The 20,136-nt window shown below is 43.4% G+C and carries 16 protein-coding genes and 1 tRNA gene; 10 read left to right on the forward strand and 7 right to left on the reverse strand.

Annotated features, from left to right (window positions below; all coding sequences use genetic code 11):
• Nucleotides 1-28: 28 nt before the first annotated feature.
• Nucleotides 29-598 (forward strand): Crp/Fnr family transcriptional regulator, encoded by a 570-nt coding sequence (locus DBK98_RS22815; protein ID WP_005781385.1) that lies wholly within the window; start codon nucleotides 29-31, stop codon nucleotides 596-598.
• 657 nt (nucleotides 599-1,255) lie between these two features.
• Complete coding sequence (locus DBK98_RS22820; RefSeq protein ID WP_032536998.1) at nucleotides 1,256-1,609, forward strand: hypothetical protein; 354 nt, start codon at nucleotides 1,256-1,258, stop codon at nucleotides 1,607-1,609.
• Nucleotides 1,610-1,850: 241 nt separating this feature from the next.
• Here DBK98_RS22820 and DBK98_RS23700 read toward each other — a convergent pair whose 3' ends face one another.
• Nucleotides 1,851-2,033, reverse strand: a complete 183-nt coding sequence (locus DBK98_RS23700) for a hypothetical protein (protein ID WP_128900005.1) — start codon at nucleotides 2,031-2,033, stop codon at nucleotides 1,851-1,853.
• Between the two features lie 161 nt (nucleotides 2,034-2,194).
• Here DBK98_RS23700 and DBK98_RS22825 point away from each other — a divergent pair, with 161 nt between their 5' ends.
• Nucleotides 2,195-2,347, forward strand: a complete 153-nt coding sequence (locus DBK98_RS22825) for a hypothetical protein (protein ID WP_080594325.1) — start codon at nucleotides 2,195-2,197, stop codon at nucleotides 2,345-2,347.
• 141 nt (nucleotides 2,348-2,488) lie between these two features.
• Here the strand turns inward: DBK98_RS22825 and DBK98_RS22830 are convergent, their stop codons facing one another.
• Both DBK98_RS22830 and DBK98_RS22835 read right to left on the reverse strand, forming a co-directional pair.
• Complete coding sequence (locus DBK98_RS22830) at nucleotides 2,489-4,699, reverse strand: patatin-like phospholipase family protein (RefSeq protein ID WP_032536997.1); 2,211 nt, start codon at nucleotides 4,697-4,699, stop codon at nucleotides 2,489-2,491.
• 79 nt (nucleotides 4,700-4,778) lie between these two features.
• Entirely contained in the window at nucleotides 4,779-6,167 is a 1,389-nt protein-coding gene (locus DBK98_RS22835; protein ID WP_005808434.1) for an MATE family efflux transporter, read from the reverse strand.
• Nucleotides 6,168-6,274: 107 nt separating this feature from the next.
• On the opposite strand from DBK98_RS22835, the gene lysS reads away from it, so the two are divergent.
• The 3 genes from lysS (at nucleotide 6,275) to DBK98_RS22850 (ending at nucleotide 10,460) form a co-directional block, all read left to right on the forward strand.
• Nucleotides 6,275-8,002, forward strand: coding sequence for a lysine--tRNA ligase (lysS, locus tag DBK98_RS22840; RefSeq protein ID WP_005781393.1), 1,728 nt, complete (start codon nucleotides 6,275-6,277; stop codon nucleotides 8,000-8,002).
• A 99-nt stretch (nucleotides 8,003-8,101) separates the two neighbouring features.
• Nucleotides 8,102-9,097 carry an NAD(P)H-dependent glycerol-3-phosphate dehydrogenase gene (locus DBK98_RS22845; RefSeq protein ID WP_005781396.1) on the forward strand — a complete coding sequence of 332 codons (996 nt, stop codon included), beginning with the start codon at nucleotides 8,102-8,104 and terminating at the stop codon, nucleotides 9,095-9,097.
• Nucleotides 9,098-9,122: 25 nt separating this feature from the next.
• Nucleotides 9,123-10,460 carry a glucose-6-phosphate isomerase gene (locus DBK98_RS22850; RefSeq protein ID WP_005781398.1) on the forward strand — a complete coding sequence of 446 codons (1,338 nt, stop codon included), beginning with the start codon at nucleotides 9,123-9,125 and terminating at the stop codon, nucleotides 10,458-10,460.
• Nucleotides 10,461-10,538: 78 nt separating this feature from the next.
• Here the strand turns inward: DBK98_RS22850 and DBK98_RS22855 are convergent, their stop codons facing one another.
• The gene (locus DBK98_RS22855; protein ID WP_005781399.1) at nucleotides 10,539-11,045 is read right to left on the reverse strand and encodes a DUF5035 family protein; all 507 of its coding nucleotides are present in this window, start codon (nucleotides 11,043-11,045) and stop codon (nucleotides 10,539-10,541) included.
• A 97-nt stretch (nucleotides 11,046-11,142) separates the two neighbouring features.
• Between DBK98_RS22855 and DBK98_RS22860 the strand changes: the two genes are divergently transcribed.
• Nucleotides 11,143-11,871, forward strand: a complete 729-nt coding sequence (locus tag DBK98_RS22860) for an HAD family hydrolase (RefSeq protein ID WP_005808441.1) — start codon at nucleotides 11,143-11,145, stop codon at nucleotides 11,869-11,871.
• 55 nt (nucleotides 11,872-11,926) lie between these two features.
• Here DBK98_RS22860 and DBK98_RS22865 read toward each other — a convergent pair.
• Nucleotides 11,927-11,998, reverse strand: a tRNA-Arg gene (locus tag DBK98_RS22865).
• 218 nt (nucleotides 11,999-12,216) lie between these two features.
• Between DBK98_RS22865 and asnA the strand changes: the two genes are divergently transcribed.
• A complete protein-coding gene (gene asnA, locus DBK98_RS22870) occupies nucleotides 12,217-13,254 on the forward strand; it encodes an aspartate--ammonia ligase (RefSeq protein ID WP_005781403.1) in 1,038 nt (345 codons plus the stop codon).
• A 6-nt stretch (nucleotides 13,255-13,260) separates the two neighbouring features.
• Entirely contained in the window at nucleotides 13,261-13,923 is a 663-nt protein-coding gene (gene ung, locus DBK98_RS22875) for a uracil-DNA glycosylase (protein WP_005781405.1), read from the forward strand.
• Nucleotides 13,924-14,012: 89 nt separating this feature from the next.
• On the opposite strand, the gene DBK98_RS22880 is transcribed toward ung, so the two are convergent.
• Nucleotides 14,013-16,721, reverse strand: a complete 2,709-nt coding sequence (locus tag DBK98_RS22880) for a putative LPS assembly protein LptD (protein ID WP_005781407.1) — start codon at nucleotides 16,719-16,721, stop codon at nucleotides 14,013-14,015.
• Nucleotides 16,722-16,810: 89 nt separating this feature from the next.
• The gene (locus DBK98_RS22885; RefSeq protein ID WP_005808444.1) at nucleotides 16,811-17,347 is read right to left on the reverse strand and encodes an HD domain-containing protein; all 537 of its coding nucleotides are present in this window, start codon (nucleotides 17,345-17,347) and stop codon (nucleotides 16,811-16,813) included.
• A gap of 461 nt (nucleotides 17,348-17,808) precedes the next feature.
• Between DBK98_RS22885 and DBK98_RS22890 the strand changes: the two genes are divergently transcribed.
• Nucleotides 17,809-20,115 (forward strand): family 20 glycosylhydrolase, encoded by a 2,307-nt coding sequence (locus DBK98_RS22890; protein ID WP_005781411.1) that lies wholly within the window; start codon nucleotides 17,809-17,811, stop codon nucleotides 20,113-20,115.
• Nucleotides 20,116-20,136 lie beyond the last annotated feature (21 nt).

Consider the following 20,136-nt stretch of genomic DNA (forward strand, 5'->3'; position numbering starts at 1 on the left):
ATCGTTCAAACAGATGTAAAAGAGCCTTATGGAAACATTTATTGAAAAATTCAGGAATAGCTATCGTCTTTCGGAAACCGATACGCAGACTCTTCTCAATTATATGGAGGAGGTGCGTTTCAAAAAGAAAGAAGTCATTGTTCATGAAGGTTCCAGAAACGGAAATTTATATCTGATAAAGCAAGGCATCTGGCGCGCTCATTATCTGAAAGACGGGGTTGATACCACCATCTGGTTTGCCGGGGAGGGCGAAGCCGCTTTTTCGGTATGGGGATACGTGGAAAATACAGCATCGCACATCACCATCGAGGTGATGTGCGACAGCATAGCTTATTGTATATCCGGACAAACATTGAACGGTCTTTATACCTCATCACTCGGTCTTGCCAATCTGGGACGCCGCCTGATGGAGCAACAATTACTCAGCACTGAAAACTGGTTGATCAGTGCCGGAAGTCCAAAAGCCAAAGAACGTTACCTGACACTTATCAAAGAACATCCCGAACTGCTACAAAACGTACCTTTGAAACACATAGCTTCCTATCTGTGGATAACGCCACAGTCACTGAGCAGAATCCGAGGAGAAATAAAGATGTGATCGGCCTCCCCCCCAAAAAATGTAATCGTCTTTTGAGAAAGAAATGTCAAACCTGATACAGGATCAACTCCTGTTTACAGAAAGTATATATGCAAGCCAGCCGGTGGGAATTGAAATATATGACGCAATGGCATTTCACTAATCTATTATAATATAGCAGGTTCTTTATTCGCACGAAGGTGGCCGGCTGCCTGTCCATGTCCTGATGAATGTTTAAAAATGGGTCGGCACATATTTTTTCCTTGTTCTGCATTGAATTTACATAACGCAAGCGGGTAAACACAGATCCGCTCTCTTTTCGTTAAATCTCCCTATACTAACGGCGTTCAGTAAACAATCCTCCTGATAAAAGTGTTTTATTGAACATTTTTCGTCCGTTTGCTATGCTATTTCAGAAATAATCACCATCTTTGTGGTGAACTATTTGATATTTATAAGGCAGAAACAAAGGAAATAAATAACCTTTGTTTTTACACTAACTGTAGGTGTATAATTTTATATACCTACAGTTTCTGGATAAAGACGGCTCTGCCCCCGTGTCTAACTTCGTAATGGGTTAGCATATTTCTTTCCTTGTTTCGGCATCGAATGTCAAATAGTTCAAACGGGTCAGCAGGGCCGTTCATTCTTCCCCTGCCCGATTAACACGTTTGTACTATGGGCAAACATTTAAATATCAGAATCTTGTATTTTCACTGGCGCCGAACCAACGCCAACGGTTGGTATCGGGTGGACTATATTTTCCAACGAGGCAAAAAGACCCTGCATTATACCCTTTCTACCCGGGATCAGGAATATTTAGGGTGTTTCACTTCACCTTCACATATCGAACGTGCAGACATGATTGAGTTTCTGGCCGAGATTCTTTTGGAAATCCACAAAGTGAAATATTTATCCCTGAAACGTACACCAAGCCAGGCATACATCGCTTCCAGATATATATCCCGAATCGATCAGATGTGCAAACTTAGTCGTTATTACAAAACGCCTAAAATTGAAGACGGACTATAGAACTTTAATTTTGCAAAATAAATTCTCTTTTATAATTGACTTTGAATCTAAATCCGACCCACCAAAACCAGTTGACTCGCCGAACCGCTGCCACTCTACCCCCCGGAGGACAGCGGTTCTTTTTCTTTCATTTAACCAGTTCACATGAATCGTTTCTTTATTCTATTGCATATTTAATTCCTTAATTATCAGCATTTAATCATTCGTATAGGTATCTTTACCCAGTACCGTGTACGCGTGCTCATGGGCACGTGTACACGGGACCGGATGTAGATTGCACCATTTCCGGTTGAACAAGAATGGAATCTAATTCCGTTTTCGGAAGTGTAAGCCCTCGTTTATAGTTGACAAAAAAGCAAGTATCCCGGCTTTCCACCGAAGAGTTCATCCATGAGGTGAAGAAGCGAGTTTTAGAATAAACCATCTGAAAATCAATATCTTTAAAAAGTAAGATTTCTGTCCTCAAAAACTTTGTTTTAACACAGAGTTAAAGCTTGTTCTTTGGATGTGAATAACAAGTTCTTTAAATGCAAAAGACTTATTATTTGCGCATAAGAACCTGACAAACTGCAAAAGGCGTTAACAATGTTAATTGAAAAAAGAGATAAGGATGAAGATACCGGTTCAGACGGCGCAAATTCACTTCCGAAACTTGAGTTATCTTATTCAGCCGGTGTCTATTTATTCCTATTAAAGCAAGCAAAAAGGACAATTATCAACTTGAAAATAAAGAAATAAAGAATTTACCACCAAATTTGAAGAAGAACCATTTTTCGCATGAGAAGGCTTTGCATTGATTTATTTTCCGGAGTTCCATCACAAGCAATGGCTTTGAACACCCGGAGGATGTACTGCCTCACGAAGTACAGGTGTCGAAATCTAAAAGACATATCCCAGATTCACATAGAATCCTACATCGTGTGCCCTGCTTGAATAGCCGAAAGAGGCCTCTAACGGACCGAACAAGCTATCGTAGCCATATCCCAAGCTGCCTCCCCAAACCGGCTTACCACTCAGGATATCAAAAAAGTTATCTTCCCGCAACGCCACATTCCCGGTAAGAGTGACATAATTCTTCCCCCCGATACGCTGGCGCACCTTCAAACCGGCTACGATAACAGAATTATCGACTATCTCCAGATTGGTGATCCCGGCAAAAGGAAGTTGCTGGGGCAAGTAATGACCGAAATTATCTCCACCGATGGCATTCAGATAGGGATAAGGGATATCTTTGCCTATAAGAATACGTCCATACAAAGAAGGAATCAAAGCAAAACGGTCGGTAACCGAAAAGACACTGGCCCACGAGGCGGTCAAAGCAGAAAAGGGAGCATGATCTTTATACTGTGTCAGGTTATCGGTATAAAGTGAATAATTCCCCTGAAGATCGGTCCCTTTCGAGGGAAAATATCCCTTATTGTATGTATTATAATGCAGTTGGGCATAATAGCTGAAGAAGTGTTGGGGTTTCACCTTCAACTGTTGCCCGCCCGCATTATATAGAAAGTCCTTATACTTGAAGAACTCAAAACGCAGTCCGGCTCCAAAACGAAGGTTACGATACCACACATCCGAAAACCCCAACTCACCGGAATGGTATTTATAAGTAGTGTTATAAGCACGTTTCCCGTGATCGTAGATATTAATATCGTTATACTCAAACTGATAAGCGAGATTGAAATTTCGCATCTGCATCGGTGCCAATGTATAGTCAACCCGGGCCAGATAGCGTTTTCCAAGACGTCCGGTCAGTGAAAGCCACGATGGAATACGCGTATTAAGACGGGTGCTCACATTCAACAGCAATGAAGCGATCTCTTCCGAGTCGAAACGGATCCCCAGATTGAGATTACGCTCGTACTTCTCTTCCAAAATAAAGTGTAGCAGATATCCCTGGTCGGTATCAGTCAGTTTGTAACTGACATTGGAATAAGCCTGGCTTCCGCGCAACGTAGCAAGTGCTTCATAAAGTTGCTCCATGCGCATCCGGCTGTTCTCCTTCAGGTGACAGCGGTGCATAATCCATTTCTTGTCACTGTCTTCGATACCGTCAAAGGTGATCTCTTTCACAAATATATCTTTCTCGGACCATAAAGAAGTAAACGGACCGTGTCGGGGAGCAACGTAATCTTCGGGTAGACCGATCTCTTTCTTCAGTCTGCGCAAAGCAGTCCACTGCGCGCGGGCTGCCTCTTCGCCACGGTGCATCAATGTGTCGAGTGCGGGAATGTTGAAACTTGCGGCAGAATAACCTTTTACGTCCACTTTAATATACACCGTTGCCAATTTAATATTCTCTTCATATCGGGTTTGGCCGGTCAGATTGATGATCTGGTTGAATATCTCACCAAGATTATTCAGTTCATCTGCAGTCCGGAGATCATTCTGTACATCGACACCAATAATCACATCGGCTCCCATAGCCCGGGCTATGTTCGTGGGAAAGTTGTTTTTCATCCCTCCGTCAACCAGTATCTCGTCGCCCATACGAACGGGTGTGAATACGCCGGGAATAGCCATACTGGCACGCATAGCGGTAGCCAATACACCATTGTGAAACACTACTTCTTCACCGTTCACAATGTTCTCGGAGACACAAGCAAACGGAATAGGCAGCTTATTGAAGTTAATGGAATCGTGATAGCCTACAGTCAGTTCGGAGAAAAGATTACCCAGGTTCTGCCCCTTAATGACCCCTCCGAACACATTCGCCTTCAAATCCTTTTTCAAAGGGACAGAAAGAATATAAGTTTCAGAATTCTTCCGTTCAGTCATCGTTTGATCTTCCCAACTGATACGGTCACTCAACAGAAAAGACCAATTCTGGTGATTGACCATACTATCAAGCTGACAGGGGGTATATCCGATGGAATAAAGCCCGCCAATGATAGACCCCATGCTGGTACCTACGATATAATCGATAGGAATACCTGCTTCCTCGATCACTTTGAGGGCACCGATATGGGCTACTCCCTTCGCTCCTCCCCCACTTAGCACCACAGCTACTGATTTGCGCTGCTGCGCATGCACGGGCAGGAAAAGAAACAGACTGACAAATAAAACCAACAAGAAACTTACATACTTTTTCATGGCTGCTACATTGCTTTCAGATCGTTACAGATAAAAGACAAATGCAGGCAATGATTTGTTTAGCGCAGACCGAAGAATCCTATACCCGGGCAGCAGCTTTACGGAACTGGCGGAACTGCCACCACAACATGGTAGCGGATATCAGGCTGGCTATCAGGTCGGAAACCGGCATACTGATCCAGACACCCGTCTGCCCCCAAAAACGCGGAAGAATCAACAGACAGGGAATCAGGATGAGTACCTGGCGGGTAATGGAAAGGAAAATAGCTTTACTTGCCATCCCGATACTCTGGAAGAAATTGGAAGTGACCATCTGAAAGCCGACAATCGGGAAAAAGAGTACCACAATGCGGAGGCCTTCGGCAGATTGGCGAATCAGCTCTTCGTGCGATGTGAAGACGGACACTGCCAGGTCGGGAATAAACATTCCCATCAGAAAACCGATAGTGGTGACAATGGTCGCACCATAGATGGTCAGTTTCAGCACACGAGTGACACGGGGATATAACTTTGCCCCATAATTGTATCCGGCAATCGGCTGCATACCCTGGTTCAGTCCCATCACAATCATAAGGAATAGAAATACCAGACGGTTGACAATGCCAAATGCCCCGATGGCAAGATCCCCCCCATACCGTTTCAAACCCTGATTTATCAGAATCACAATGAAACACGATGCAAGATTCATCAGGAAAGGAGACATACCTATAGCCAGCGAATCGAGAACAATTTTTCGCTTCAACCGGAAAACTCCTCGGTGGAAATGGAGTAATTCCTCCTTATTGCCAAAGAGCCTGAACTGCCAGGCAAGGGCAATCACTTGTGCCGTAATCGTAGCAATGGCCGCTCCCTGGATGCCCCAACCAAAACCATAAATAAACAAAGGATCGAGAATGGTATTGATAACCACTGTCGCAATGGTAGCAACCATCGCCTTCTGCGGATGACCTGCTGAACGAAGTACCGCATTCAGCCCCAGATAAATATGGGTGATGACATTCCCATAAAGAATCACTTTCATATAGTCACGGGCATAGCCCACCGTTTCGTCACTGCCTCCAAAGAAGTAAAGAATAGGATCAAGAAAAATAAGGGTTAATACGGTGAAAGCAAGCCCGATAATGATATTCAGTACCAGCACATTGCCCAATACCCGTTGTGCCGTATCATAATCTTTCTGCCCCAGTTTAACCGAAATCAGCGTAGCGGCTCCCACTCCAACCAAGGAGCCGAAAGCAGCGGCAAGATTCATAAGGGGAAAAGTCAGAGCAAGTCCGGAAATAGCCATCGGACCCACTCCGTGACCTATAAAAATGCTGTCCACCATGTTGTAAAGAGAAGATGCAGTCATGGCGATAATAGCCGGAATGGCATACTGCATCAGAAGTTTTCCAATCTTTTCAGTACCCAGCGCAGTGGGTGTCTTTTGTCCTGTCATACCTATTGTTTTGAGGGTGCAAAGATACAAATCTATTTAGAATTAAAGGTGAAGAATAAAGAATAAGAGTTACAATGCCGTATTTCTAAGAAAAGTTTCGTATTTTTGCCTCCAAAATTGAGTTAATATCTAACGAAATGAACATATTAGAACTAAGTGAACAGGAAATCATCCGACGTAACAGTCTGAATGAACTTCGCGCGATGGGCATCGAACCCTATCCCGCAGCAGAGTATGTAACCAACGCTTTCTCAACCGATATTAAAGCCGAATTCAAAGACGACGAAGCACCTCGCCAGGTATCTGTAGCTGGCCGCATGATGAGCCGCCGCGTGATGGGCAAAGCCTCTTTTATCGAACTACAGGATTCTAAAGGCCGTATTCAGGTGTATATCACTCGCGATGACATCTGTCCGGGAGAGGACAAAGAGATGTACAATACTGTGTTCAAACGCCTGCTCGACTTAGGCGACTTTATCGGAATTGAAGGTTTCGTGTTCCGCACTCAGATGGGCGAAATCAGTATTCATGCACAGAAACTGACTGTACTTGCCAAATCGATCAAACCACTGCCTATCGTAAAATACAAAGACGGTGTGGCTTACGACTCTTTCGAAGATCCTGAACTCCGTTACCGTCAGCGTTATGTCGACCTGGCCGTAAACGAAGGTATCAAAGATATATTCATGAAACGCAGCAAGGTGTACAGTTCTATGCGCGAATATTTCAATTCGAAAGGCTACATGGAAGTAGAAACTCCTATTCTCCAGGCCATCGCCGGAGGAGCTGCCGCACGCCCGTTCATGACCCATCACAATGCTTTGGACATCCCACTCTATATGCGTATTGCCAGCGAGTTGTATCTGAAACGTCTGATTGTCGGTGGCTTTGAGGGAGTATATGAAATCGGTAAAAACTTCCGTAACGAGGGTATGGACCGTACGCACAATCCAGAATTTACTTGCATGGAGATATATGTAGCCTACAAAGACTATAACTGGATGATGGAATTTACCGAAAAGATGATTGAAAAGATCTGTCTGGACGTAAATGGTACTACTGAAGTAAAAGTAGGTGACAATATCATTAACTTCAAGGCTCCGTACAGACGCGTCACCATGCTGGATGCCATTAAGGAACATACCGGTTACGACTTGACAGGTATGAACGAAGCACAAATCCGCGAAGTATGCCAGAAACTGAATATGGAAATCGACGAAACGATGGGTAAAGGTAAACTGATCGATGAAATATTCGGTGAGTTCTGTGAAGGAACTTATATCCAGCCGACTTTCATCACTGACTATCCGATCGAAATGTCTCCGCTGACCAAAAAGCACCGTACCAACCCTGAACTGACAGAACGTTTCGAGTTGATGGTAAACGGTAAAGAATTGTGTAATGCATATTCTGAGTTAAACGATCCGATCGACCAGTTGGAACGCTTTGAAGATCAGATGAAGCTAAGTGAAAAAGGAGACGACGAAGCAATGATTATCGACAAAGACTTTGTCCGTGCACTGGAATACGGCATGCCTCCTACTTCGGGTATGGGTATCGGCATGGACCGCCTTACTATGTTGATGACCGGACAATCAACTATCCAGGAAGTATTGTTCTTCCCGCAGATGCGTCCGGAAAAAGTCGTACCGAAAGATAGTGCCGCCAAATTCATGGAGTTAGGCATTGCCGAAGACTGGGTGCCTGCAATTCAAAAAGCCGGATACAACCTGGTAGCCGATATGAAAGATGTAAATCCGCAGAAATTACATCAGGATATTTGTGGCATCAATAAGAAATACAAATTGGAACTGACTAATCCGTCAGTAAACGATGTAGCCGAGTGGATACAGAAAATTAAATAAATCAAGAATGAAGAATGGTGATGAAGAACCGGAACATTTGTCTCCCTATCTTTCATGCACCATTCTTCATTCTTCATTTTTAATTCTTAATTTATAGAAATGAAATTACCCGGTAAGATAGCGATAATGGGCGGAGGAAGCTGGGCTACAGCCATCGCAAAGATGTGTCTGGCTCAAGAAGAGTCTATCAATTGGTACATGAGGCGCGACGACCGCATTGCCGATTTTAAACGACTCGGACATAATCCAGCCTATCTGACAGGCGTAAAGTTCGACATGAAGCGCATCAATTTCAGCTCTAACATCAACGATGTAGTGAAAGAATCTGATACGCTTATTTTCGTCACTCCTTCTCCATATCTGAAAGCTCACCTGAAAAAGCTGAAAACACGGATCAGAGACAAGTTCATTATTACCGCTATCAAAGGTATTGTTCCCGATGACAATCTGATTGTTTCGGAATACTTTAATAAAGAATATGGTGTTCCTCCCGAAAACATCGCTGTATTGGCTGGTCCCTGTCATGCTGAGGAAGTGGCACTGGAACGCCTCTCCTATCTCACCATCGCTTGCCCGGACAAGGATAAGGCACGTGTTTTTGCCCGTAGACTGGGCAGCAGCTTCATCAAAACGTCTGTCAGCGACGATGTGATAGGGATTGAATACAGTTCCGTACTGAAAAACGTATATGCCATCGCTGCAGGTATTTGCAGCGGTCTGAAATACGGAGATAATTTCCAGGCTGTATTGATATCAAATGCCATTCAAGAGATGAACCGTTTCTTAAATACGGTGCATCCCATAAACAGAAACGTGGACGAATCTGTTTATTTGGGTGATTTATTGGTAACAGGCTATTCTAACTTCAGCCGTAACCGCACGTTCGGTACCATGATCGGGAAGGGATACTCCGTAAAGAGTGCCCAGATAGAAATGGAAATGATAGCGGAAGGATATTACGGAACAAAATGTATTAAGGAAATCAATAAACATCATCATGTAAATATGCCGATACTCGATGCTGTATACAACATCTTATACGAACGCATATCTCCGATGATTGAAATTAAACTGTTGACTGACTCGTTTAGATAGTTAATAACGTAAAAATAAAAAAGATATGATTAGTTTGAACATTGAAAAGACTTTTGGATTCATCTCCAAAGAATCGGTTTCTGCCTATGAAGCTCAGGTTAAAGCCGCACAGGAAGCGCTGGAAAACGGCACAGGTAAAGGTAATGACTTTCTGGGGTGGTTGCATTTGCCCTCTTCTATCAGCAAAGAGCATCTGGCTGACCTGAAGGCTACTGCACAAGTATTGAGAGACAACTGTGAAGTGGTGATCGTAGCCGGTATCGGCGGAAGTTACCTGGGCGCCCGTGCGGTGATCGAGGCATTGTCAAACAGCTTCACCTGGTTGCAGGAAAAGAAAACAGCTCCGGTCATCATCTATGCCGGCCATAATATCGGTGAAGATTATCTGTATGAACTGACAGAATTCCTGAAAGACAAGAAATTCGGTGTGATCAATATCTCCAAATCCGGTACGACTACAGAGACAGCTTTGGCGTTCCGCTTGCTGAAGAAGCAATGCGAAGACCAACGCGGCAAAGAGATGGCCAAAAAAGTAATCGTTGCCGTTACAGATGCAAAGAAAGGTGCAGCCCGCGTCACCGCAGATAAAGAAGGATACAAATCATTCATTATCCCTGACAACGTCGGAGGACGTTTTTCTGTACTGACTCCGGTAGGTTTGCTGCCTATTGCAGTAGCCGGATTCGACATTGAAAAACTGGTAGCAGGTGCCGCCGATATGGAAAAGACTTGTGGAGCCGAGGTTCCTTTTGCGGAAAATCCCGCAGCAATCTATGCCGCTACCCGCAATGAACTGTATAAAAGTGGAAAGAAGATAGAAATTCTTGTAAACTTCTGTCCGAAACTGCACTACGTGAGTGAATGGTGGAAGCAGCTTTACGGAGAATCTGAAGGAAAAGACAACAAAGGTATCTTCCCGGCAGCAGTAGACTTCTCTACAGACCTGCACTCGATGGGTCAGTGGATTCAGGAAGGTGAACGAACCATCTTTGAAACAGTGATCTCGGTAGATAAAGTGAATCATAAGCTGGAAGTTCCTTCGGACGAAGCTAACCTGGACGGTTTAAACTTCCTGGCAGGCAAACGTGTAGACGAAGTGAACAAGATGGCCGAACTGGGAACTCAATTGGCTCATGTAGACGGTGGTGTTCCTAACATGCGTATCGTCATTCCTGAACTGAGTGAATACAGCATCGGACAGTTACTCTATTTCTTCGAAAAAGCATGTGGTATCAGTGGTTATCTGCTGGGCGTAAACCCATTCAATCAGCCGGGTGTGGAAGCATACAAAAAGAATATGTTTGCTTTGCTGAACAAGCCGGGATATGAAGAAGAATCAAAAGCAATCCGGGCGAAACTGTAAAAAGCTATAAGATTACCGATATATAAAAAGAGCGATGCTGTTGGAAGCATCGCTCTTTTTATATATCGGGTCATCCAATTAATCTGTTTGATTCTCGGAAGTTTTAATTTCCAGTTCATACTTAGCTCCCTCGCAATTGACGGGCTTGGAAAAAAGGTAAAACTTAAGCTTCACTCCATCCTCGGTGACTTGCTGCACCTTTGCCCGCAGCCCCACTTTAGTCTGAGAGACTCCATCTTTAAAACCTAATTTACCATTATCCTTATCCGTAAACTCCTTATCATCACTGAGAGCTTCTTCCGGCAATTCATTAAAATCAATCGCCACAGCGTTTACCTCACTACCCAAAGTCTCTTCCTTCACCAGAAACGTATTTAGTTCTTCTCCGTTTCCATCCAGTTTCAGCGAAATTTCAAGTTCATCATCTACTTTTAGAGGGGGTAATGCCTCCATTTGCCGGGCATAATCCATCTCTCCGTCATTGATATAAAGCCCTTCCATTTCGATTGTAGGACTGGGAACAGAATCTTTGCAAGCAGTAGTCAGCAAGCATAACGACAGTAAAGGAAAAAATAGTTTTCTCATGCAATCATATCACTTTATAGATTTTGCAAAAATACATATTCTGTTCGATTCACCAAAATAATCGTATCTTTGCACTCCAAATCAATAGGTATATATCATGTTTCAGGAAGCAATTACGCAATATCTCCAACAAAATCATTATCAATCCATTCAGTTGAAATCCGCACTTTTCGATATGGACGGCGTACTTTTCAACTCCATGCCTTATCACGCCGAAGCATGGCACAAAACGATGGAAGCTCACGGACTTCATTTGAGCAAAGAAGAAGCTTATTTGCACGAAGGCCGCACCGGAGCGGGAACCATCAACATCGTATGTCAGCGTCAACTGGGACGCGACGCCACCCCGGAAGAGATAGAGAGTATTTATCATGAAAAGAGCATTGAGTTCAACAAGCATCCCCAAGCCGAACGTATGCCGGGTGCCTGGGAATTACTACAAAAAATTAAATCTGAAGGTATCATTCCGACTGTAGTCACCGGATCCGGACAAGCTTCATTATTAGACAGACTTGAACACAATTTTCCGGGAATGTTCCGACAAGAACTGATGGTAACTGCTTTCGACGTCAAATACGGAAAACCGAATCCGGAACCCTATTTGATGGCACTGGAAAAGGGAGGATTAAAGCCTTATGAAGCCATTGTTATTGAAAATGCCCCTTTGGGAGTAGAGGCCGGACACAAAGCCGGAATATTCACCATTGCTGTTAATACTGGTCCATTGGATGGGCAGGTACTGTTAAACTCCGGAGCCGATTTACTCTTTCCTTCCATGCAAGCTCTATGTGAGTCATGGGAAGCGTTAGCCCGGTTCTTACATTAACCGCTCCTTAAAACAACAATAGCTGATAATTAAATAATTATCAGCTATATCTTTGTACTCCCGAAGGGAATCAAACCCTTATCTTAGGTACCGGAAACCTACATTCTATTCGTTGAACTACAGGAGCATTGTTTTATGCGACGACAAAAGTATAAAAAAACTTCGCATTTTCCTAATGATTCACCATTTTTTGTAGTATCTATCTACCGAACGCCATATCCTCAAATATTATTTTGCAACTCTTATGCTATATAAAACGATCAATTTGATAACATTTTAGCCAATTATTCGTACAGATATAGATATTATTCATATCTTTGCCGACAAATAACAATCAATAAACCTATGAGTTACCTAATAAAACCTCAGAATTATAAACCTTTGCTTGACCTGAAACAGACAGAATTGGGCATCAAACAAATTAAAGAGTTCTTCCAGTTGAATCTTTCATCGGAATTACGTCTGCGACGTGTGACAGCTCCACTCTTTGTGCTCAAAGGAATGGGTATCAATGATGATTTGAATGGCATAGAACGTCCTGTCTCATTTCCTATTAAAGACTTGGGTGATGCACAAGCTGAAGTAGTCCACTCACTTGCTAAATGGAAACGACTTACTTTGGCAGATTATCACATTGAACCGGGTTATGGTATCTATACGGATATGAACGCAATTCGTTCGGACGAAGAACTGGGTAACCTGCATTCACTTTATGTAGACCAGTGGGACTGGGAACGGGTAATTACTGCCGAGGACCGCAATGCAGACTTCCTTAAGGAGATTGTCAACCGTATCTATGCCGCCATGATCCGTACGGAATATATGGTATACGAAATGTATCCGCAGATCAAACCTTGCCTGCCACAAAAGTTACACTTCATCCACTCTGAAGAATTACGCCAGTTATATCCGGATATGGAACCTAAATGCCGTGAACATGCCATCTGTAAAAAGTATGGAGCCGTATTTATCATTGGTATCGGTTGCAAACTGAGTGATGGTAAAAAACATGACGGACGTGCTCCGGACTATGACGACTATACCAGCAAAGGGCTGAACGACTTACCTGGCCTGAACGGTGACCTGTTATTATGGGACGATGTACTACAACGTTCCATTGAATTGTCTTCCATGGGTATCCGTGTGGATAAAGAAGCTCTTTTGCGCCAAGTAAAACAAGAAAATCAAGAACAAAGACTGGAACTCTATTTCCATAAGAGATTATTGGATGATACCCTTCCACTCTCTATCGGTGGAGGTATCGGTCAGTCACGCTTATGCATGTTCTATTTGCGCAAAGCGCATATCGGTGAGATTCAAGCAAGTATCTGGCCTGAAGAAATGCGTCGTGAATGTACAGCCCTTAATATACACCTTATTTAATAGCCTATGAACGTACAAATAGAAGAGAGCTGGAAAGCTCATTTACAACCAGAATTTGAGAAAGACTACTTCCGCACACTGACCGAATTTGTCAGAAGCGAATATAGCCAGTACCAGATCTTTCCTCCTGGAAAGTTGATATTCAACGCATTCAATTTATGTCCCTTTGACAAAGTAAAAGTAGTCATTATCGGACAAGACCCTTACCACGGTCCCGGACAAGCACATGGTCTTTGTTTCTCGGTAAATGATGGAGTAGCCTTTCCACCTTCTTTGGTGAATATATTCAAAGAAATAAAAGAAGATATTGGTACGGCAACTCCTCCCACTGGTAATCTGACACGGTGGGCTGAACAAGGTGTCCTGTTGCTCAACGCTACTTTGACAGTACGTGCCCATCAGGCCGGTTCGCACCAACGCCACGGATGGGAAGAATTTACAGATGCTGCTATCCGTGTTCTGGCGGAAGAAAGAGAAAATCTGGTATTCATCCTATGGGGAAGTTATGCACAGAAGAAAGGTGCCTTTATTGATCGTAACAAGCATTTGGTACTTAGTTCGGCACACCCTTCTCCCCTCTCTGCCTACAACGGCTTCTTTGGGAATAAGCATTTCAGCAAAACGAATGAATACTTGAAGACCCACGGAAAAACAGAGATAAACTGGTAGTGAAGACAGCCATCTATGAACGATAAACGGTGAACAATTTACGCCTTCATGCTACAAATTGTTCACCGTTTATCGTTCATAGATATTTATTAATACCACTGGATGTTGCTTTGAGTCTGGCTTCTCTTATCCCACTTCAAATCACGCAGGATACTGGCCGTTGCACGGATCGTAAAGTTATAATAGCGATAACGTCCGAAAGGAGAAATACTGGCGGACATATTGAAACAGTGCAAATCACGAGTAATCGTACAAGAGGTCTGAGTAATCTCCTTCGCTTCGAAATCATATCCGGAATTGAATGTAAACGACCAGTTATTGGAAATCTTCAGATTACCCGACATATTGATATTTTGCGTATACTTAAACGGATAACGCATGGTATTACGGTTGATCGGCTTACTACGGTCCTCACTAATACGGAACGAATAGTTAACATTCAGTGACCATGGCATCTTGAAAACCTGATATCCGTCACTGTCTGCCTGTGCTTTCTCAACTTTCTTTTCAGTAACCACTTCGTCACCGGTTGAATCTCCTCCCTCGTCGTCAGCACTATCCTTTTTCTTTTTTTGATCGCTATCTTTATCTTTTCCGAACAACTTCTTCCAAGTATCATTGTTAAAAGTATAGTTGATAGAAGATCCCCATCCCTGGAATCGTCCGAAACGTCCGTAAGACCATTCTGTACGATCACCGACTATTACATTACCCGACTTATCGAATGTATAAGCATAAGTGGCAAACACCGCATTCATGTTCAGCGTATAGTTATTAAACTTTTTAAACTTCATACGCAAACGCATATTCAGGTTACTCCACGGCTGTTTCTTTGCCGCCATATTATAAGAAAGATTAAAGCCTATCTCATCGATCAGACTTATTTTCATAAGAGAATCCTTCTTGTTACGGTATTTCATTTCCAGGTTGTTCGATACATCGAAACTAACCGTTCCAGACTTTTCACGCGGAGCCGTACCAAACTGCTGGCTGGAATAAGGAGAGTAATACTGGTCATTACCGTCTGCATCACGATAGTATTCCCAAAACTGTCCGAAGCTTGGAGAACCATTCAACGAAATCTGCGGTGTAAAGACGTGACGAATCTGTATTTCCTTTTTCTTCATAAACAGAGGTTGATACATACCATACATCTTTGTGCTCAACGACAAACTGGCCGAATAATTAAATACCCGGTAGAACCCATGAATCGTATCACCGGGGTGTGTATCCCATTTCTGAGTAGTTTCATCATAGCTCTTCATCACCTTACGGGTATACCAACGCTCTGTATAATTGAATGAAGGCACTACCTGCAAATACTTGAAAAGAGTAAAAGTAGCCTGCACTGGAATGTTATGCTGCATCGCATTCTCCCACTCTCTAAAACCTGCTTTAAACAAGCGGTCATCTTTGGTTTTCAGGCTGTTGGTCAGACGCCCCGAGTAACGCAAGGAAATCTTTTCGTACCAACGCTCTTCACCTACCGCACGTTTGCGTTTAAAAGGGAAAATAGTACTAAGAGTGATATTTAAGTCAGGCAAAGTGACAGCTATTGAAGAATCACGCATGGTCTGGGCTATGTTGAAAGTACCTGCAAGCGTCAGCTTCTGATCCGGAAAACTGCGAGAGTAACTGACACTCGAAGTTTTCGTATTCTGAGTCATTAGCTGAGAATTATAGAGGTTATTGATATTGGTACGCTCATAACTACTGGTTGCAAAATTCACACTTGCCGAGAAAGTACTGTTCGGACTGGCCTTCTGGTCTTGCCGATGATTCCATACAATCTTAAAGTCTTTGGCAACCGAATAGTCAGCCAATCCCTTATCTCCCAATTTAGTAACCTGGTATCCGGCCTGTAACGAACCGGAATATTTATAACGTTTATTGTAATTAGTCTCCAGATTACCGGCCCATGACCCCTTCGTAAATATATCTCCGGTCAACTTAAGATCCATTATATCGCTGATGGCAAAATAATAACCACCTCCCGTCAATCCGAAACCACGACTGGAATCGTCCATGTAGCTTGGCATCACAAAACCAGAAGAGTAACTGCTGGAAAAAGGAAAGAAAAAGAAAGGTACAGCCAATGGCAACGGTACATCTTCTACCACCAAATAGGCAGGCCCAGTCACCACATTCTTCTTGGGACGAACTTTGGCCTTGGTCAACTGCATGTAGAAGTGTGGATGATCGTGATGATCACAGGTCGTATAACGTCCGTTTTCCATAAACAGTTCATCATTAGCTCCTTTCTTGGCATTATTACCCACAACATATCCTTCACCCTGCTGAGTTACAACGTTATTGATAAATCCTTTTTTACTTTTGAAATTATACCGGATTGCTTTGGTTTCATAAGGCGTATCGCCATCCTTAAACACAGGTTTGCCTTGTTCAACCCCTAACGAATCAGTCACACCACGAGCATACACCGTACTGCTATCCATATTCATGGTGATAATCTGTGCCCCCAATTCTATTTTTTCATAATTCACTTTACCATCGCCATACAGATGTGCAAAGCCACCTTCGGTAAAAACAATGGAATCGTTAGCCGAATAAACCACAGGGGCATCCAGAGGTTGTTTCTTCTTCCTGGCAGATTGCAACGACAAGGTATCAGCCTTCAACGTATCTGCTTTTAATGAATCAGTTTGCTGGGGCGAATAAGTGATAGGCCCCTTCACCTCTCTGACACGGCGACGTTGAGCCATCGCTTCATCCGGAAGCATCAAGAGGATCAATAATAGTATAAATGATAGTATTGTATTTGCTTTCAATGGCGTCATTAACTAATAGTTTACGCTTGAAGGGGCAAAAGTACACAATCTTCACCAAATATACTTGAGAATCTTGATTTTTAATTCTTTTTTAGGCACTAAAGAAACAGCTCACACCAATTGTTAAAGCGTCGAAGTCCTTCGTCACCGTACCGGGCAATACTTTTACGGGCATCTTGCACCGATTTTTCACGATCAAGATGTGTTTTCGAAAAGAATTTATCAGCAAAGCAAATCACTTGTTCTTCTATACTGACCGGCAACATTTCACGATGCGGAATAGGAAGCTGCTGTTTAATAATCTCTTCCAGTGAAAGTCCCGCACCGGTATGACGCTCACAAACCAAAGCATGTCGCGGAAAACCTTCTTTGCGCACCAGCTCGGCTCCCAGATATCCATGACAAATATATGGCTCCTTACCCAAACACTTAATGCCCGGAGCATGTGTCAGAAAAATTCCGAGATCATGCAACATGGCAGCTTCGTTCAGAAAAGTAGTATCAAGGTTCAACTCCGGGTGCTTATCGGCTATCCATAATGCCTTATCGGCAACCGAACGACTGTGAACCAACAATATATTTCTTAACTCATTATCCTGAGGATAATATTTATCAATTAAATCAAGCGCTCCCATATTCTATTCACTTTTTATAATTTCCGGCTTGCTCATTCCTTATTCAGTAAGCAAATTCACACTGTTTATCTTATCAATTTCACGCATTTATCAACAGTTTTTAGTTTGTTATTCAGTTCAATCTGCAACTGTGGTTCCATCAGTTCACAATTGCGATCTCTTTGAATCACAGCCGTGGTCTCAAGAAGGCACGTACATAAATCGAAAGAAGCAATACGTCAAAACATTAGCCATCCCATGACAAACACTGACAAACAGGCAAAAAGCAACTTAATAAACCGATTTCTTCTGAAGAAGAAACATACAGCCGACTGCGAAAGTTTACGTAAGAGCAAAGATAGCAACAGTTTTTCAATCAGGAATGAAGATTATCAAAAGAATTGATTGTATATTTGTGCTTTTCATACAGTAAAAGTAAGCAGACTAAAACTAATTTGAAAAACAATCCAATAATTATCCTTATGACAAAACCATCTTACAAACAATGGTTAGCAACCTGTGCTTTCACCGGCGCATTACTGCTGACGGGCTGTAGCCCCACTCCCGCTACCAGAGATGTTTCTATTGTACCGTTGCCAAACAAAGTGCAACAGAACCATGGTGCGTTTGTATTAACCCCAAACACCATCATCGGTACCACCAATCCAGAACTGCTTCCAGCAGCAGAGTACCTGAAAGGTATTCTGTCAGTAGCCACCGGATATAACATCCAGGTGAAAGAAGGCAAAGGAAACATCACTCTTTCTACCGCTGCCATAGAAGGCAAGGAGGGGGCATATACGCTCACCGCAAAACCCGATCAAATAGAGATTACGGGAAATTCTTATAACGGTGTGATAGCCGGTATCGAATCACTCCGCCAGTTATTTCCACCTCAGATTGAATCGAAGCAGATGGTGGACAGCGTGACATGGGCCATACCCGCCGTACAGATTGAAGATGCCCCGCGCTTCGAATGGCGTGGTATTATGCTCGACGTATCCCGCCACTTCTATACCAAAGAAGAAGTAAAAGAACTGCTTGACGTAATGGCACTTTATAAAATGAATAAGTTCCACTGGCACCTGACAGATGACCAGGGATGGCGCATTGAAATCAAAAAATATCCGTTACTCACCGAAAAAGGAGCTTGGCGTACGTTCAATTCACACGACCGGTCATGCATGGAACTGGCTAAATCGGAAGATAACCCCGATTATCAGATTCCGGTAAACAAGCTTCGCATCGTGGAAGGTGACACGCTGTATGGCGGATATTATACACAAGAGGATATAAAAGAAGTGATAGAATATGCCAAAGTACGCGGCATCGATATTGTTCCCGAAATCGATATGCCGGGTCACATGCTGGCAGCCGTCAGCAATTATTCCGGAGTAGCCTGTACAGACAAAGTAGGTTGGGGAAGCACTTTCTCCTCTCCTGTTTGCCCCGGAAAAGAATCGGCAATAGAGTTTTGTAAAAACATATATAGCGAACTGATAGACCTGTTCCCTTATAAATACGTGCACATCGGCGGCGATGAAGTGGAAAAGACAAACTGGAAAAAATGTCCCGACTGCCAGAAACGTATGCGAGACAACCAATTGAAGACAGAAGAAGAACTGCAAGCCTGGTTTATCCATAACATGGAAAAGTTTTTCAACTCAAAAGGCAAAGAGATGATCGGTTGGGACGAAATCATCGAAGGTGGATTAAGCCCGACTGCTACCGTCATGTGGTGGAGAAGCTGGGTCAAGGATGCTCCGCAAAAGACTACCCAACAGGGCAACCCAATCATCTTCTCCCCCAACAGCCAGTTCTACTTGGATTATCAGCAAGATAAGAATTCTGTACGCAACATTTACGATCTCGACCTGACGATCGAGGGAGCGACTCCTGAACAACAAGGACTGATCAAAGGCGTACAAGGAAACATCTGGTGCGAATGGATTCCCTCACGCGAACGGATGCAATACATGGCTATTCCACGTCTGCTGGCTATTGCCGAATTGGGATGGAGCCAGGCTTCGCAGAAAGACTGGAATACCTTCGCGCAACGGTTGGCCAATCAGTTCGAACGCCTCAACATCATGGGTATCAATTATCGTATCCCCGATCTGGAAGGTTTCCACCGCAACAACGCTTTCATTGGTGAGGGAAGTGTTAGTGTGACTTGCCTGGATCCGAGTGCAGATATTCGTTATACTACCGACGGAAGCATTCCGACGCTGCAATCATCCAGATACGAAGGTCCTATCCCAGTGAAAGAAACAACCGATTTTACCTTCCGTACGTTCCGTCCTAACGGGAAAGCCGGTGATATCGCACGTACGCGTTTCATTAAGAGCGAATATGCTCCAGCCACAACTACCACTCCTTCCAACAAAGGTCTGGAAGCTGAATGGTATGAATTTAAAGGCAGCAAATGCGATGACATCCCCAAAGCTCCACTGAACGGAACTTATGTCATTGAGAAAATAATGATCCCAGAAAAAGCAAAGGGAAACATCGGTTTGGTAATCAAGGGATTTATCAATGCTCCGAAAGATGACATTTACACTTTTGCCCTGCTGTCTGATGACGGCAGTACCTTACTGATAGACGGTGAAGAAGTTATCAACAACGACGGACCGCACGGACCGCGCGAAGTGATTGGACAGAAAGCATTGGCCAAAGGATATCACCCAATAGAAGTACGATACTTTGACCAAAACGGTGGACAACTGAAAATGACTGTAACAGGTAGCGAAGGAAATAAAATTCCGACAAACGACTTGTTCGCACACTAAAGATTCGGGTCAACGAACAAA

Source organism: Bacteroides sp. PHL 2737 (assembly GCF_004115325.2).
In the GTDB taxonomy this organism is placed as follows: Bacteria; Bacteroidota; Bacteroidia; order Bacteroidales; family Bacteroidaceae; genus Bacteroides; species Bacteroides hominis.